Genomic DNA, 15,296 nt, shown 5'->3' with positions numbered 1-15,296 from the left:
GGGCCGTCGTGCGACTTGAGCTCGACCAGCGCCGGGCGCACATAGAAGGCGTCTATCGTGCCAATGCCCTCCACGCGCTGGCCGCCATGCACCGTGGCGCCGATCTCGCGGCTTTCGCCGAGCGCCTTCTGCATGCCGTCGAAGGCCGCGCGGTCGATCAGCGGGCCGACCAGCGTGCCGGCCTCGCGCGGATCGCCCACCTGCACGTTGCCGTACACCTTGGCGAGCTTGGGCACCAGCGCGTCGTASACGCTSTCGTGCACGAACAGSCGRCGCAGCGTKGTGYARCGYTGRCCGGCCGTGCCCATGGCCGAGAACGCGATGGCGCGCAGCGTGAGGTCGAGGTCGGCCGAGGGCGTGACGATGGCCGCGTTGTTGCCGCCGAGTTCGAGGATGGCGCGCGCGAAGCGTGCGGCCAGCTTCGGCCCCACCTGCCGGCCCATCGCGGTGGAGCCCGTGGCCGAAAGGATCGGCACGCGGTGGTCGTCGACCAGCACTTCGCCGATGTCGCGCTGGCCCAGCAGCAGGCCGAGCAGGCCTTCGGGCGCATCGCCGAAGCGTGCAAGGGCGCGCTGCGCAATGGCATGCACGGCCAGAGCCGTGAGCGGCGTTTTTTCGGACGGCTTCCACACCACCGAATCGCCGCACACCAGCGCCAGTGCCGCATTCCACGACCACACGGCCACCGGAAAGTTGAAGGCCGAGATCACGCCGCACACGCCCAGCGGATGCCAGGTTTCCATCATGCGGTGCTCGGCGCGCTCGGTGGCGAGCGTGAGGCCGTAGAGCTGGCGCGAGAGGCCGACCGCGAAGTCGCAGATGTCGATCATTTCCTGCACCTCGCCCGCGCCTTCGGACGGGATCTTGCCGGCCTCGAGCGTGACGAGGCGGCCGAGGTCGGCCTTGGCGGCGCGCAGCTCCTCGCCCAGCAGGCGCACCAGTTCGCCGCGGCGCGGCGCCGGCACGCTGCGCCAGGCCTTGAAGGCCTCGTGCGCCTGGCCGATGGCCGCGGCCGCTTCGGCGGCGGTGGTCTGCCGCACCTGCGCGACCACCTCGCCGGTGACCGGCGAGCGCACCGTGAGTTCGCCGCCGGTATGGGCGGCACCCGGAACGCCGAGGCGCTGCAGCAGCTGCGCGATCTCGGTGGCGACGGAAAGAAAGGCTTGGGCTTCTGGCATGGAGGCTCCGGCGTGGAGAAGAGAGGACAAGACGAAGGGAAGGCGACGCGGCAACAGCTCAATATCTGCGAACAGGGCTTGCTTGCATAGCGAAAAAACGGAAGGACTTGGTGCGTTTCAGGAATGAACTTCCGAAGCGTTCGTGCACTCGGCGCACAAGCAACGCCTTCAAGCCGCAGGCCCCGGCGGCTCGGGCAGGCTGATGYGCTGCCCGGCCGGCGAGCCCGCGAGGCTTTGCGCCGGCCGCCGCAAGGTCGCGTCGAAGGGATTGATCTTCGGCCCGATGGCTGCCGCCTCGCGCTTGAGCAGCTCGACCACCGTGGGCATGCGGTCGGCATTGAGCCGGTCGGCGATGGTGCCCACGCTGAGCGCGGCCACCGCGCGGCCCTCGCGGTCGAGGATGGGCACGGCCACGCCGGCCATGCCTTCGAGCAGGCCGGTGTTGCGCCCCGCATAGCCGGCCTGGCGCACGCGCTCGATCTCGGTGCGCAGATACACCTCGTCGTACACGCCGTACTCGCGCACGCGCGAGAGATTGAAGCGGATCACCTCTTCGCGCTCCGCCTCGGGCAGAAAGGCCAGGATCGCGAGCGCGCCCTGCCCCACGCCCAGCGCGATGCGCCCGCCGATGTCGCCCGTGAACGAGCGGATCGGGAACGGCCCTTCGCTGCGGTCGAGGCAGATCGCGTCGAAGCCGCTGCGCGCCAGCAAAAAGATGCTGTCGCCCAGGCTCGCGCACAGGCGCAGCAGCACCGGGCGGCAGATCGAGCGCAGGTCGCCGGGATTGCCGGCGCTGGCCGCGAGCGCGAAGAAGTCGATGCTCAGCCGGTAGAGCTTGCTGCGCTCGTCCTGCTCGACCATGCCTTCGGCCATGAGCGACTGCAAAAGGCGGTGCGTGGTGGCCTGCGTGAGGCCCACGGACCGTGCAATCTGGGTCACGCGCCCGCCCTCGGCCTGCACCGCGCCGAGTGCGCGGATCACCGAAAAGACGCGCGGCACGCCGCCGCTGGCGGCCGAAGGGGTTTCCATACCTTGCTCCTGTGGAATTCCTGAGATCGATTCACCACATGATATTCCATTGAATGGAATAAATTTAATAAAGATTCTGATTAATGGAATACCCGAGGCATTCTGGCGCGATCGTTGCAATAGAGTGAATTGAAAGTTCTCTCTTTGCCATGGCATGCACCAAGCTGCTGCACGCCAATTCTCGATTCCGCAGAAAGGCCCTTCATGTCGTTCCTACGGCTCACCGACCTGACCAAGTTCTACGGCGCCACGCGCGCCGTGTCGGCCATGAACCTCGCGGTGGAGAAGGGCGAGTTCGTCTCGCTGCTCGGCCCCTCGGGCTGCGGCAAGACCACGACGCTGCAGATGATTGCGGGCTTCGAGCCGGTGTCGAGCGGGCGCATCGAGCTCGCGGGCAAGGACATCACGCATGCCAAGGCCAACACGCGCGGCCTGGGCATCGTGTTCCAGACCTACGCGCTGTTCCCGCACATGACGGTGGCCGACAACGTGAGCTTCGGCCTCGAGATGCGCAAGATGCCCAAGGCCGAGCGCGCGGAACGCGTGAAGCAGGCGCTCGCGCTGGTGCACCTGGAAGCGCACGCCGCGCGCTACCCGCGCGAGCTCTCGGGCGGGCAGCGCCAGCGCGTGGCACTGGCCCGCGCGCTCGTGATCGAGCCGCCGGTGCTGCTGCTGGACGAGCCGCTTTCCAACCTCGACGCCAAGCTGCGCGAGGAAATGCAGTTCGAGCTGCGCCAGATCCAGCGTAAGGTCGGCACCACCACGGTGATGGTCACGCACGACCAGAGCGAAGCCATGTCGATCAGCGACCGCGTGGTGGTGATGGAAGGCGGCTGCGCCACGCAGATCGACCATCCGCACCGCGTCTACGAGCATCCGAGCACGCGCTTCATCTCCACTTTCGTGGGCAAGGCCAACCTGCTGGACGGGCGCGTCACGGCCAGCAGCGCGCGCAGCTGCCAGGTGGCGGTGGGCGCGCTCGCGGTCGAGGTCGACGACAGCGGCTACAAGCCGGGCGATGCGGTGCTGATGAGCGTGCGCCCCGAAAAGCTGCAGCTGGTGGAGGCCGGCCGCGGCCGCCTCGACGGCCAGGTGCTGGAGCGCTTCTTCCTTGGCAGCCAGTGGCTCTACCGCCTGGGCACGCCCGCCGGCGACCTAATGGTGCTGAGCCCCAACGACGGCCGCGACGCGCTCGACGAAGGCCATGCCGCCGGCATCGATTGGCCCGCGCACTGCACGCGCCTGCTGCCGGCCGGCGAGGCGGTGGCCGCATGAAGGGCAAGGCCACGCCCTGGTGGCTGTCGGGGCCCGCGCTGCTGCTGTTCGCGGCCCTGCTGGTGGTGCCGCTCGCGCTCACCGCGGTGCTGTCGTTCAACGTCTACGACCCGGCCACGGGTCCGAAGGCCGGCGAGTTCACGCTCGCGCACTACGCGCAGGTGTTCACCGACTCGTACTACCACGGCATCTTCTGGCGCACCTTCTGGATCTCGGGCCTCGTCACCTTGATCTGCGTGCTGGTCGGCGCGCCCGAGGCCTACGTGCTGAGCCGCATGCGCAACCCGTGGCGCTCGGTGCTGCTGCTGGTGGTGCTGGCGCCGCTTTTGGTGTCGGTGGTGGTGCGCGCCTTCGGCTGGAGCATGCTGCTCGGGCCCGAAGGCGCGGTGAACGGCCTGCTGCGGCTGGTGGGCATCGGCCCGGTGAAGATGCTCTACACCGAGACCGCGGTGATCGTCGCGCTGGTCCACGTGATGCTGCCCTTCATGGTGATCCCGGTCTGGACCTCGCTGCAGAAGCTCGACGCGGGCGTGGAGAACGCGGCGCTCTCGCTCAGGGCCTCGCCCTTCACCACGCTGCGCCGCATCGTGCTGCCGCAGGTGATGCCGGGCATTCTCTCGGGCAGCCTGATCGTGTTCGGCCTGGCCGCGAGTTCGTTCGCGATTCCGGGGCTCCTGGGCGGGCGCCGATTGAAGATGGTTGCGACGGTCGTGTACGACGAGTACCTGAGCGAACTCAACTGGCCGCTCGGTGCGGCGGTGGCGCTCACCTTGCTGGTGGCCAACCTCATCGTGATGCTGAGCTACAACCGCCTCGTCGAAGGCCGCTACAAGAAGGCATTGGGGTGATCGGATGAGCAAGAACGGCCCCCTCGCCCTCGCGTTCAACGCGCTCGTCATCACCTTCATGCTCGCGCCGCTCGTGGTGGTGTGCATCGTCGCGTTCACGCCCGAGAACACGCTGACGATTCCGACCACGCACTTCTCGCTGCGCTGGTTCGAGGCGGTGTTCGCGCATCCCGACTTCATGCAGTCGTTCTGGAACAGCCTGTGGCTCGCGCTGGCCTCGGCCACCATCGCCACGCTGCTCGCGGTGCCGGCCGGCATGGCGATCACGCGCTACGCCTTTCCGGGGCGCGACTTCCTCAACGGCCTGTTCCTCTCGCCGCTGATCATTCCGCACCTGGTGCTGGGCGTGGCCCTGCTGCGCCTCTTTGCGCTGGTGGGCGGCACGGGCAGCTTCGGCTGGCTGGTGATGGCGCATGCGCTGATCGTCACGCCCTACACGCTGCGGCTCGTGGTGGCCGCGCTGGTGGGCTTCGACCGCAGCGCCGAGCAGGCCGCGCTCTCGCTGGGCGCGAGCCAGGCCACGGTGTTCCGGCGCATCACGCTGCCGATGATCCTGCCGGGCGTCACGGGCGGCTGGCTGCTGTCCTTCATCAACAGCTTCGACGAAGTGACGATGTCGATCTTCGTCACCTCGCCCAGCACGGTGACGCTGCCGGTGCGCATGTACATGTATGCCACCGAATCGATCGATCCGCTGATGGCGGCGGTGTCGGCGCTGATGGTGGCGGTGACGGCCATCGCGATGGTGGTGCTCGACCGTGTCTATGGACTGGACCGCGTGCTGGTGGGGCGCCGTTAGATGAGCCTGCCAAAGCTTCAACCGCTGCTGCATCGCGTGGCCGAGACCGGCCGCGCCGCGGTGCCCTTCACGCTCGACGGCCAGCCCGCCTCCGCCCTCGTGGGCGACACGGTGCTGACGGCCGTGCTCACGCAGGCCGCCCAGCTGCGGCGCAACGAATTCAGCGGCGCCCCGCGCGCGGGCTTCTGCATGATGGGCGCCTGCCAGGACTGCTGGATCGCCACCGAGCAAGGCGAGCGCCTGCGCGCCTGCTCCACCTTCATTGCGCCGGGCATGGCGCTGGTCACGGGAAGGAGCGGCGCATGACGGCTACTTCTTCTGCCGCATTGCAGCCGGTGATCGTCGGCGCCGGGCCGGCGGGCGTTCGCGCCGCACAGGCGCTGGTGGCGCATGGCCTGCGGCCGGTGGTGATCGACGAGGCTTCGCGCGCCGGCGGCCAGATCTACCGGCAGCCGCCCGCGAGCCTGGCCCAGCGCAGCGCGCAGGCGCTCTATGGCTTCGAGGCCGGCCGCGCCGATGCGCTGCATGCCGCCTTCGATTCCTTGCGCGAGCGCATCGACTACCGCCCCGACAGCCTGGTGTGGAATGCGCAAGGCGGCCGGCTCGACGTGCTGCACGGCCCGACGCGCAGCACGTCGAGCCTTTCGTACGGCCAGTTGATCGTTGCCACCGGCGCCACCGACCGCGTGCTGCCCGTGCCCGGCTGGACGCTGCCCGGCGTCTACACGCTGGGCGGCGCGCAGGTGGCGCTCAAGTTCCAGGGCTGCGCCATCGGCGAGCGCGTGGTGTTCATGGGCACCGGGCCGCTGCTCTACCTGGTCGCGTATCAATACGCCAAGGCCGGAGCGAAGGTCATCGCGGTGCTCGACACCGCGCGGCTCGCCGACCAGCTGGCTGCCACGCCCGCGATGCTGCGGCAGCCCGCCGTGTTCGCCAAGGGCGTGTACTACGTGGCCTGGCTGCGCGCGCACGGCGTGGCGCTGCACGGCGGCGTGCGGCCATTGCGCGTGCTCGGCGATGCACAGGAGAGCCGGGTGGCCGGCGTCGCGTGGCACGACGGCCGCGAAGAACGCACGCTGGCCTGCGATGCCGTCGGCTTCGGCTACGCGCTGCGCTCCGAAACGCAGCTGGCCGACTTGCTCGGCTGCCGCTTCGACTACGCGCCGCTGCACCGCGCCCATCTGCCGGCGCGCGATGCAGCGGGCCGCTCCAGCGTGCGCGGCGTGTACCTTGCGGGCGACGGCGCCGGCATCATGGGTGCCGATGCGGCCGAATGGGCCGGCGAACGCGCCGCGCTCGCGCTGCTGGCCGACAACGGCGTGGCAGTCGATGCGGCGCGCGCCGCCGAGCTCGAACGCAAGCTCGGCAAGCTCGCCGGATTCCGCGAGGGGCTCGAACGCGCCTTCCCCGTGCCGCAGGACTGGGCCGCGCATGCGCCCGACGAGCTCGTGGTCTGCCGCTGCGAGAACATCACGGCCGGCACCTTGCGCCAGACCGTCGCTGCCGCCGGCGCCGACGAGATGAATCGCCTGAAGGCGCTGTCGCGCGTCGGCATGGGCCGCTGCCAGGGCCGCATGTGCGGCGCGGCGGCCGCGGAGATCCTCGCGCAGGCCACGGGGCTGCCGCTGCAGCAGGTGGGCCGGCTGCGCGGTCAGGCGCCGATCAAGCCGATCCCGATCCACCTGGCCGCTGCGCCATCCGCCGAAGGAGCCGGCGAATGAGCGGCCGCAGGACATTGCGCACCGACGTCGCCATCGTCGGCGGCGGCATCGTCGGCGCGTCGGCCGCGCTGGCCTTGCGGCAGATGGGCATCGGCGTGGTGCTGCTGGAGCGCGACCTGTGCGGCTCGCGTTCGAGCGGCGTGAACTACGGCGGCGTGCGGCGCCAGGGCCGTCCGATCGACCAGCTGCCGCTCGCGCAGCGCGCGCACCGCATCTGGGGCCRCCTGCGCGAAACCATCGGCACCGACGGCGAGTACCTGCGCTCGGGCCACTTCAAGATCGCGCGCAGCGAGGCCGACATGGCATCGCTGGAACGCTACCGTGCGCAAAGCAGCGACTTCGACCTGGGGCTGGAGCTGATCTCCGATGCCCGCCTGCGCGAGCGCTGCCCCTGGCTCGGCACGCGCGCCGTCGGCGGCTCGCTGTGCGCGGAAGACGGGCAGGCCAATCCGCGGCTGGTGTCGCCGGCCTTCGCGCTCGCGGCGCAGCGCGCGGGCGCGCAGGTCTTCGAGCGCCACAAGGTCGACGAGGTGGCGCACGACGGCCAGGCCTTCATGCTGCGCTCGGGCAATGCGCTCGAAGTGCATGCACCGGCGCTGCTCAACTGCGCGGGCGCCTGGGCCGGATCGATCGCCACCGAGTTCGGCGAAGAGGTGCCGCTGCAATCGGGCCATCCCGCCATGGCGGTGACGGAGCCGCTGCCCTTCTTCATGGACTGGAGCCTTGGCGTGGAGGGCGGCGGCATCTACTGCCGCCAGGTGGCGCGCGGCAACCTCGTGCTGGGCGGCGGCGGCAAGGGCGTGGCGCTCGATGCCGACCGCGCCCGCTCCGACCGCGACGCCATCGCCTCGCTCTCCGCACAGGCCGTCGAGCTGCTGCCCGCGCTGCGCCATGCGCATTTCATCCGCACCTGGAGCGGCACCGAAGGCTACCTGCCCGACCGCCAGCCGGTGCTCGGCCCGAGCCGCACCACGCCGGGCCTGTTCCATGGCTTCGGCTTTTCGGGCGCAGGCTTCCAGATCGGCCCGGCCGCCGGCGAAGTGCTGGCCGAACTCGTGCGCGACGGCCGCAGCAGCACGCCGATCGAGAGCTTCTCGATCGAACGCTTCACCCCCACCCCACCCTGAAAGGAAAACACCATGTCCCGTTTCCAGAAGATTTTTTCCTTCTTCTCTCTTCGCCGGACCGTGCTCGGTGCGGCGGCGGTGGCCGCGCTCGCGGCCGGCGGCGCGGCCGGCGCGCAGACCAAGACGCTCTACATCGGCATGAACGGCGGCACCATGGAGAAGGCGTACACGCAGTACGTGTTCCCGGCCTTCGAGAAGCTCTACGGCGCCAAGGTGGTGGTGGTGCCGGGCACCTCGTCCGACATCCTCGCGAAGGCGCAGGCCAACAAGGACCGCCCGCAGATGCACGTGATGTTCCTGGACGACGGCATCATGGTGCGCGCCATCGGCATGGGCCTGTGCCAGAAGCAGCGGCCCAATCCGTCGCTGGCCGAGATCTACCCGGCCGCGCGCTTCAAGGACGACATGGCCAGCGGCGTGAGCCTGGGCATGACGGGCCTGGCCTACAACGCGAAGATGTTCAAGGAAAAGGGCTGGGCGCCGCCCACCTCGTGGATGGACCTGGCCGATCCCAAGTACAAGGGCAAGGTGGTGTTCCAGTCGATGTCGTCGTCGTCCTTCGGGCTGCACGGCTTTTTGATGTTCAACCGCATCCAGGGCGGCAACGACAAGAACGTGGAGCCCGGCTTCAAGGCCTGGCCCACCACCATCGGACCGAACGTGCTGGAGTACATCCCGAGCTCGGCCAAGCTGTCGGAGATGGTGCAGACCGGCGAGGCCGCGATCTTCCCGCTCACGCCCACGGCGGTGGCCGCGCTCAAGACCAAGGGCATTCCGGTGGAGTACGCGCCGCCGAAGGAAGGCGCGGTGGTGCTGATGGTGGGCCAGTGCGTGATCGCGAACAACAGCGAGCCCGAGCTGTCGCAGAAGCTCGCCGAGTTCTTGCTGAGCCCGCTGGCCCAGGCCAACGTGCTTCAGTACGGCGCGCAGATTCCCACCAACCCCAAGGCCCCGGCCGTGGGCGACGGGGTGGCGCAGGTGGCCGACATCAACAAGTGGATGAAGACGGCGGTCACCATCGACTGGGACAGCATCAATGCGAACCGTCCTGCTTGGAATGCGCGTTGGAACAAGACGATCGAAAAGTGATTTGACCGGGGGCTGTTCGGGGTGCGCTCCCGCCGACGGGGTACCTTGCTCCGCGAATGTCCCCCGCGCTTCGCGCTCCTCCTTTATTTCGCTGCGCAAGGCACCCCATCGACGGGAGCGTGATCAGAGCACYRGTTGATCAGCGRTACACCAGCAGCGTGTCCCTGTGCACAGAGCATCGGGTGCTCCCCGCAGCGAAATCAAGGAGGAGGGGCGTAGCCCCGGGGGACATTCGCGGAGGGGAGTACCCGGTGATCTGTGCACGCGCCCTGAACAACGGCGCCCGAGCCCAGCCCGTGCAAGCCCTCCGAATCCTTGGCTAAATGCGGGTCTCGCATGAAATGAACCAAGGACCCACATGTCTTCCGAAGCACAGAAAAAAGTAGCCATCGTCACCGCCGGTGGCAGCGGCATGGGTGCGGCCGCGGCGCGCAAGCTTGCGGACGACGGTTTTCGCGTCGCCATCCTCTCGTCATCGGGCAAGGGCGAGGCGCTCGCCGCCGAGCTTGGCGGCATCGGCGTGACCGGCTCCAACCAATCGAACGACGACCTTCGGCGACTCGTCGACAAGGTGACCGACACATGGGGCCGCGTCGACGTGCTCGTCAACAGCGCGGGCCATGGTCCGCGCGCGCCGATCCTCGATATCAGCGACGAAGACTGGCACCGCGGCATGGACGTCTACCTGCTGAGCGCGGTGCGCCCCGCGCGGCTCGTGGCACCGCTCATGGTCAACCAGGGCGGCGGCTCGATCATCAACATCTCGACCTTCGCCGCCTTCGAGCCCGACCCCGTGTTCCCGACCTCGGGCGTGTTCCGCGCCGGCCTCGCGGCCTTCACCAAGCTCTTCGCCGACAAATACGCCGCGCAGAACGTGCGCATGAACAACGTGCTGCCCGGCTTTATCGACAGCCTGCCCGAGAAGGCCGAGTTCCGCTCGCGCATTCCGATGGGCCGCTACGGCAAGAGCAGCGAGATCGCGGCCGTGATCGGCTTTCTCGCATCCGAAGGCGCGGGCTACATCACGGGGCAGAACCTGCGCGTGGATGGCGGCATCACGCGCTCCGTGTAGTGTGGAGCGCTTAGGTAACTTTCCTCAGAAACTGGAAAGGCTCCCATGAACATTCCCGACCCGGCGCGGGAGAACATGCGCCGCACCATCGAGTCCTACGAAGCGTCCGCCTGCGAATACAACGCGATCGTGGCAGGCCACCGGCCGGCCGAAATCGAGGATGCGCTGCGCCGGATGATGCAGCTCGTGCCGGCCGGTGGCAGCGTGCTCGAGATCGGTTCCGGAACGGGGCAGGACGCCGACTTCGTCGAGGCCCTGGGCGGGGCCGTGAGGCGCACCGATGCGGTCCAGGCCTTTCTCGACCTGCAGGCGGAGCGCGGCAAGAAGGGCGAGCTGCTCAACGTCGTCACGGATGCGCTGGGCGGACCCTACAGCGCGATCGTCGCGATGTGCGTGCTGATCCATGTCGACCGCGCGCAGATCGGGCCGGTCCTGCGCAAGGTGTTCGATGCGCTCGCGCCCGGCGGGGTCTTCCTGGCGGCGATGCGCATCGGCGAAGGCGAGACCCACGGCGACTACCAGACCGTCTACTGGGCGAAGGACCGCTTCGCCGAGCAGCTCGAGGCRGCGGGCCTGCGCATGCACTGGGAGAGCCAGTGGGTCGGCCGCGGCAACGTGGCGTGGGCCAACTTCCTGGCACGCCGTCCGCTGTAGCGAGCCGGGATCTACACGCCCAGGTAGCGCGTCCACAGCGACCGGTCGGCGTCGAGCGCGGCCGAATCGCCCTGCCACACCACGCGCCCGCGTTCGAGGATCACGTGGCGGTCGGCCAGCGGCAGCAGGCGCTGCACGTACTTGTCGACCACCAGGATCGCCTCGCCCTCGGCCTTGAGCGTGGCGATGCAATGCCAGATCTCCTCGCGGATCACCGGGGCCAGGCCCTCGGTGGCTTCGTCGAGGATCAGCAAGCGCGGATGCGTCGACAGCGCACGCGCAATCGCGAGCATCTGCTGCTCGCCGCCCGAGAGCTGGTTGCCCGCGTTGGCCTTGCGCTCCGCGAGGCGCGGGAACAGGCCGTACAGCGCCTCGACCGTCCAGCGCGGCGCGCTGCCGGGGCGCGGCCGTGCGAAGGCGCGCAGGTGCTCGTCGACGCTGAGGTTCGGAAACACATGGCGGCCCTCGGGCACGATGGCCACGCCGCGCCGTGCAATGGCGTCGGGCCTCATTGTCTTGTGTGGGCCGCCGATCGCGTCGCCGCCGAAATGCACGCTGCCGCGCATCGGCGAAAGCGTGCCGGTCAGCACCTTCAGCAGCGTGCTCTTGCCCATGCCGTTGCGGCCCAGCAGCGCGAGCACTTCGCCCGCGCCAATACGCAGGTCGATGCCGAACAGCACCTGGCTTGCGCCGTAGCCGGCCTCGACGGATTTCGCGTCGAGCAATGTGGTGGCTGCGTTCATGCGTGTCCTTCCGCTTCGGTACCGAGGTACACCGCCTGCACATCGGGATGCCCGCGCACTTCGTCGGCCGTGCCGCTCATCAGCACGCGCCCCTGCACCAGCACCGTGAGCCGGTCGGCCAGGCGGAACACCGCGTCCATGTCGTGCTCGATCAAGAGAATGGCCATCGATTCGCGCAGCGACTCGATCAGCTCCACCATGCGCGCCGATTCGTGGGGGCCCATGCCGGCCATCGGCTCGTCGAGCAGCAGCAGCTTGGGTTCGGCCGCAAGCGCCAGCGCCACGTCGAGCGCGCGCTGCGCGCCGTGCGGCAGGGTGCCCGCGATGCGGTGGCGTTCGCTGCCGAGGCCCACGCGGTCGGCCAGCGCCACGGCGCGTTCCACCAGGCCGCGTTCCGCCGCGCGCGGCGCCATGAAGCGCAGGCTGCTGCCCGCATGGGCCTGCGCCGCGAGCATGAGGTTGTCGTGCACGGTTTCCTTGGCGAACACGCGCGTCACCTGGAAGCAGCGCGACATGCCGGCCGCCACGCGCTGGTGGTCCTTGAAGCCGGTGATGTCCTTCTCGTCGAGCAGGATGCGCCCGGCATCGGCCTTGAGCAGCCCGGTGATCAGGTTCACGAGCGTGGTCTTGCCCGCGCCGTTCGGCCCGATCAGCGCATGCACTTCGCCGCGCTCCACGGTGAGGTTCACATGGTCGGTTGCGAGCAAGCCGCCGAAGCGCTTGACCAACCCTTCGATTCTGAAGAGGCTCATGCTTTACTCCCTCGCCCCTCTGGGGAGAGGGTTGGGGTGAGGGGCAAGCGGCGCTTGTACAAAGCTGCGAGCCCTTTGGGCGCCCACAACGCAACAGCAATCAACAGCAACCCGAGCGGCATGTGCCAATGCTCCGTGTGCTGCTTCAGCGCTTCCTCGAGCACCAGCCAGACCACGGCGCCTACCGGCCCGCCCCAGCTGCGTCCCAGTCCACCGATCACCACCATCACCAGCAGCGTGGCCGACTGCGTCCAGTGCATCGTCGCCGGGCTCACGAAGCCATTGCCGCCCGCGAGCAGCGCGCCCGCCAGCCCCGCGATGGCGCCGGCGATCGCAAAGGCCACGAGCTGCAGCTTGAACACCGGATAGCCCAGCGCCCGCATGCGCGTCTCGTTGTCGCGGATGCCCATCAGCGCATGGCCGAAGCGCGATTGCGTCGCGCGGTGCAGCCACCAGAGCGCGAGCGCCACGATGGCCAGCACCACCCAGTAGAAGYTCGATTCGTCGCCCAGGTCGAGGCCTGGCAGCAGCGTGGGTCGGCTCATCAGCGTGTAGCCGTCGTCGCCGCCATAGCGGCGCAGCGACACCACCACGAAGTACAGCATCTGCGCAAAGGCCAGCGTGGTCATGATGAAGTAGACGCCGCGCGTGCGCAGCGCCACTGTGCCGATCAGCGCGGCGACGAGGCCGGCCACCAGCGCGGCCAGCGGCCACATCACCCATGCGGACACCACGCCCGCATCGCTGAGCGCCACCACCGTGTAGGCGCCCATGCCGATGAAGCCCGCATGCCCGAGCGCCACCATGCCGCCGAAGCCCAGGATGAAGTTGAGGCTGGCGGCGGCCAGCGCCACCACGAGCACGCGCCGCACGAAGCCGATGTAGAACTCGAGCCCGAACAGCGGCGCGACCAGCGGAAAGGCCGCGAGCAGCAGGAGGAGGAGCAGCCCGAGGCCGAGAGAGCGTGAGGACAACTTCATGACCGGGCGGAGAAAAGGCCCGAAGGCCGGAAGATCAGTACGACGACCATCAGCGCGTACATCGCGACTTCGGCGAACAGCGGGCCCAGGTCGGCGGCCGTGGCGGGCGGCAGCGTGGCGCGCAGCAGCATCGGCACGAAGGCGCGTCCGACCGTGTCGACCACGCCCACCATCAGTGCGGCCACGAAGGCGCCGCGCACCGAACCGATGCCGCCGATCACCAGCACCACCAGCGCCGGGATCAGGATGGCCTCGCCCATGCCGACCTGCACCGCGACGATCGGCCCCATCAGTGCGCCGGCCAGCGCGGCCAGCGCCGCGCCGAGCAGGAACACGCCGTTGAAGATGCGGCCCACGCGCACGCCCATCAGCTCGGCCATCGGCCGGTCGGACGCACCCGCGCGCACCCGCATGCCGATGCGCGTGTGGTTGACCAGGAGGTAGAGCGCGAGCGCCACCAGCAGACCGCCCGCGAGGATCACGAGGCGGTAGGACGGGTAGGGCAGGCCGTCCACCAGATCGATGGGCCCCGACAGCGCGGCCGGCGTCGGCGCCATCACCGGCGACGGGCCCCAGGCCATCTTCACGATGTCGTCGGCCACCAGGATCACGCCGAAGGTGGCGAGCACCTGCGCCAGGTGGTCGCGCGTGTAGAGGCGGCGCATCAGCAGCACCTCGAGCAGCAGCGCCACCCCCACCGTGACCGCCACCGCGATCACGATGGCTGCCGTGAACGAACCGGTGCGCGTGTGCGCCTCGGCCGCCACGTACGCGCCCGACATGAAGAGCGAGCCATGCGCGAGGTTCAGCACGTCCATGATGCCGAACACCAGCGTGAGCCCCGCTGCCAGCAGGAACAGCATCAGCCCATAGCCGAGGCCGTTGAGCAGCTGCTCGAGAACGAGGATGCCGCTCACTTGAGGGGACACTTGTCGGCGTACGAGTCGCCGTAGTTCGTGAGAACCGTGTTGATCAGCTTGTTCGTGACCTTGCCCTGCGCGTCCTTGCCGATCACGCGCAGGTAGAAGTTCTCGACCGGATAGTGGTTGTTCGCGTACTTGAAGCTGCCGCGCGTGGATGCGTAGTTGGCCTTCTTCAGTGCGGCCACCACGGCCTCGCGGTTCTGCGCGTTGCCGCCCGATTGCTTCACGGCCGCGTCCATCGCCAGGATCGCGTCATAGGCCTGCGCCGCATACACCGACGGATAGCGGCCGTTGTATTCCTTGCGGAACGCGGCCACGAAGGCCTTGTTGGCGGCATTGTCGAGGTCGTGCGCCCAGTGCGCGGTGTTGAACAGGCCGAGCATCGGCTCGCCCACCGCGCCGATCACGTCCTCGTCGGCCGAGAAGCCGCTGGTCACGAGCGTGATGTCCTTCGACAGGCCCGCGCCCACGAACTGCTTGATGAAGTTGATGCCCATCGCGCCGGGCAGGAAGAAGTAGATGGAGTCGGGCTTGGCCGCGCGCAGCTGCGCGAGCTCTGCGGCGTAGTCGATCTGGCCGAGCTTGGTGTAGAGCTCGTCGGCCACCTGGCCCTTGAACTGGCGCTTGAAGCCGCCCAGCGCGTCCTTGCCCGCCGGGTAGTTGGGGGCGATCAGCACGGTTTTCTTGAAGCCGCGGTCCTGCGCGAACTTGCCGGCGGCCTCGTGGAACTGGTCGTTCTGGTAGGCGGTGCCGAAGAAATAGGCATTGCACTGCGCGCCCGCGAACTGGCTCGGGCCGGCATTGGCCGAGAGGTACGGCACCTTGGCATTGAACAGCGTCGGGCCCACGGCCAGCGCCACGTTGGAGCCGATCGGGCCGCTGAAGAGGTCGATCTTGTCGCGCTGGATCATGCGGTCGACCAGCTGCTTGGCCTGGTCGGGGCTGCCGGCCATGTCGGCCTGCACGAACTCCACGTCCTGCCCGCCGAGCTTGCCGCCCAGCTGCTTGATGCCGAGCGCGAAGCCGTCGCGCGCCTCGGCGCCCAAGGCCGCGAACGGGCCGGAGATGTCGAGCGCCAGGCCCACCTTCACGGGCGCGGCCATGGC

General features: G+C 69.0%; 16 protein-coding genes. 9 read left to right on the top strand and 7 right to left on the bottom strand.

The genetic code is table 11. The features are described 5' to 3' along the window. Together AC1DOC_RS01925 and AC1DOC_RS01920 are read right to left on the bottom strand one after the other, a co-directional pair. On the bottom strand, positions 1–1,178 hold a 1,178-nt coding region (locus AC1DOC_RS01925), incomplete at its 3' end, for an aldehyde dehydrogenase family protein (RefSeq protein WP_478129335.1). Positions 1,179–1,346: 168 nt separating this feature from the next. Continuing rightward, positions 1,347–2,207 carry an IclR family transcriptional regulator gene (locus tag AC1DOC_RS01920; RefSeq protein ID WP_478129334.1) on the bottom strand — a complete coding sequence of 287 codons (861 nt, stop codon included), beginning with the start codon at positions 2,205–2,207 and terminating at the stop codon, positions 1,347–1,349. Positions 2,208–2,411: 204 nt separating this feature from the next. Here AC1DOC_RS01920 and AC1DOC_RS01915 point away from each other — a divergent pair, with 204 nt between their 5' ends. From AC1DOC_RS01915 to AC1DOC_RS01875, 9 genes are all read left to right on the top strand, one after another. Further along, the gene (locus tag AC1DOC_RS01915; protein ID WP_478079556.1) at positions 2,412–3,482 is read left to right on the top strand and encodes an ABC transporter ATP-binding protein; all 1,071 of its coding nucleotides are present in this window, start codon (positions 2,412–2,414) and stop codon (positions 3,480–3,482) included. Further along, complete coding sequence (locus AC1DOC_RS01910; RefSeq protein WP_018903904.1) at positions 3,479–4,330, top strand: ABC transporter permease; 852 nt, start codon at positions 3,479–3,481, stop codon at positions 4,328–4,330. Before AC1DOC_RS01915 ends, AC1DOC_RS01910 begins: the two co-directional genes overlap by 4 nt. 4 nt (positions 4,331–4,334) lie before the next feature. Further along, on the top strand, positions 4,335–5,129 hold the full coding sequence (locus AC1DOC_RS01905) for an ABC transporter permease (protein ID WP_027729783.1): 795 nt from the start codon (positions 4,335–4,337) through the stop codon (positions 5,127–5,129). Next, positions 5,130–5,435, top strand: a complete 306-nt coding sequence (locus AC1DOC_RS01900; protein ID WP_478079557.1) for a (2Fe-2S)-binding protein — start codon at positions 5,130–5,132, stop codon at positions 5,433–5,435. It begins immediately after the preceding gene. Further along, on the top strand, positions 5,432–6,850 hold the full coding sequence (locus AC1DOC_RS01895; protein WP_478079558.1) for an FAD/NAD(P)-dependent oxidoreductase: 1,419 nt from the start codon (positions 5,432–5,434) through the stop codon (positions 6,848–6,850). Before AC1DOC_RS01900 ends, AC1DOC_RS01895 begins: the two co-directional genes overlap by 4 nt. After that, positions 6,847–7,977 (top strand): NAD(P)/FAD-dependent oxidoreductase, encoded by a 1,131-nt coding sequence (locus tag AC1DOC_RS01890; protein WP_478129333.1) that lies wholly within the window; start codon positions 6,847–6,849, stop codon positions 7,975–7,977. Before AC1DOC_RS01895 ends, AC1DOC_RS01890 begins: the two co-directional genes overlap by 4 nt. A gap of 12 nt (positions 7,978–7,989) precedes the next feature. Next, entirely contained in the window at positions 7,990–9,066 is a 1,077-nt protein-coding gene (locus AC1DOC_RS01885) for an ABC transporter substrate-binding protein (protein WP_012745465.1), read from the top strand. Positions 9,067–9,424: 358 nt separating this feature from the next. After that, positions 9,425–10,138, top strand: a complete 714-nt coding sequence (locus tag AC1DOC_RS01880) for an SDR family oxidoreductase (RefSeq protein WP_478080621.1) — start codon at positions 9,425–9,427, stop codon at positions 10,136–10,138. A 45-nt stretch (positions 10,139–10,183) separates the two neighbouring features. After that, positions 10,184–10,792, top strand: coding sequence for a methyltransferase (locus tag AC1DOC_RS01875; RefSeq protein WP_478080622.1), 609 nt, complete (start codon positions 10,184–10,186; stop codon positions 10,790–10,792). 11 nt (positions 10,793–10,803) lie between these two features. On the opposite strand, the gene AC1DOC_RS01870 is transcribed toward AC1DOC_RS01875, so the two are convergent. From AC1DOC_RS01870 to AC1DOC_RS01850, 5 genes are all read right to left on the bottom strand, one after another. Beyond that, positions 10,804–11,535, bottom strand: a complete 732-nt coding sequence (locus tag AC1DOC_RS01870) for an ABC transporter ATP-binding protein (protein WP_278880549.1) — start codon at positions 11,533–11,535, stop codon at positions 10,804–10,806. Then, entirely contained in the window at positions 11,532–12,287 is a 756-nt protein-coding gene (locus tag AC1DOC_RS01865; protein ID WP_478080623.1) for an ABC transporter ATP-binding protein, read from the bottom strand. The genes AC1DOC_RS01870 and AC1DOC_RS01865 overlap by 4 nt, the downstream gene beginning before the upstream one ends. Then, on the bottom strand, positions 12,284–13,267 hold the full coding sequence (locus AC1DOC_RS01860) for a branched-chain amino acid ABC transporter permease (RefSeq protein ID WP_478129332.1): 984 nt from the start codon (positions 13,265–13,267) through the stop codon (positions 12,284–12,286). Before AC1DOC_RS01860 ends, AC1DOC_RS01865 begins: the two co-directional genes overlap by 4 nt. Next, positions 13,264–14,184 (bottom strand): branched-chain amino acid ABC transporter permease, encoded by a 921-nt coding sequence (locus AC1DOC_RS01855; protein WP_478084429.1) that lies wholly within the window; start codon positions 14,182–14,184, stop codon positions 13,264–13,266. Before AC1DOC_RS01855 ends, AC1DOC_RS01860 begins: the two co-directional genes overlap by 4 nt. Then, positions 14,181–15,296 (bottom strand): ABC transporter substrate-binding protein (locus AC1DOC_RS01850; RefSeq protein ID WP_478129331.1); only part of this gene is annotated, 1,116 nt, incomplete at its 5' end. The genes AC1DOC_RS01850 and AC1DOC_RS01855, both read right to left, overlap by 4 nt.

This window comes from Variovorax sp. 01T439_2 (assembly GCF_056398445.1).
Note: the sequence above shows the minus strand (reverse complement) of the source record. Positions and strands in the feature narration are given on the sequence as shown.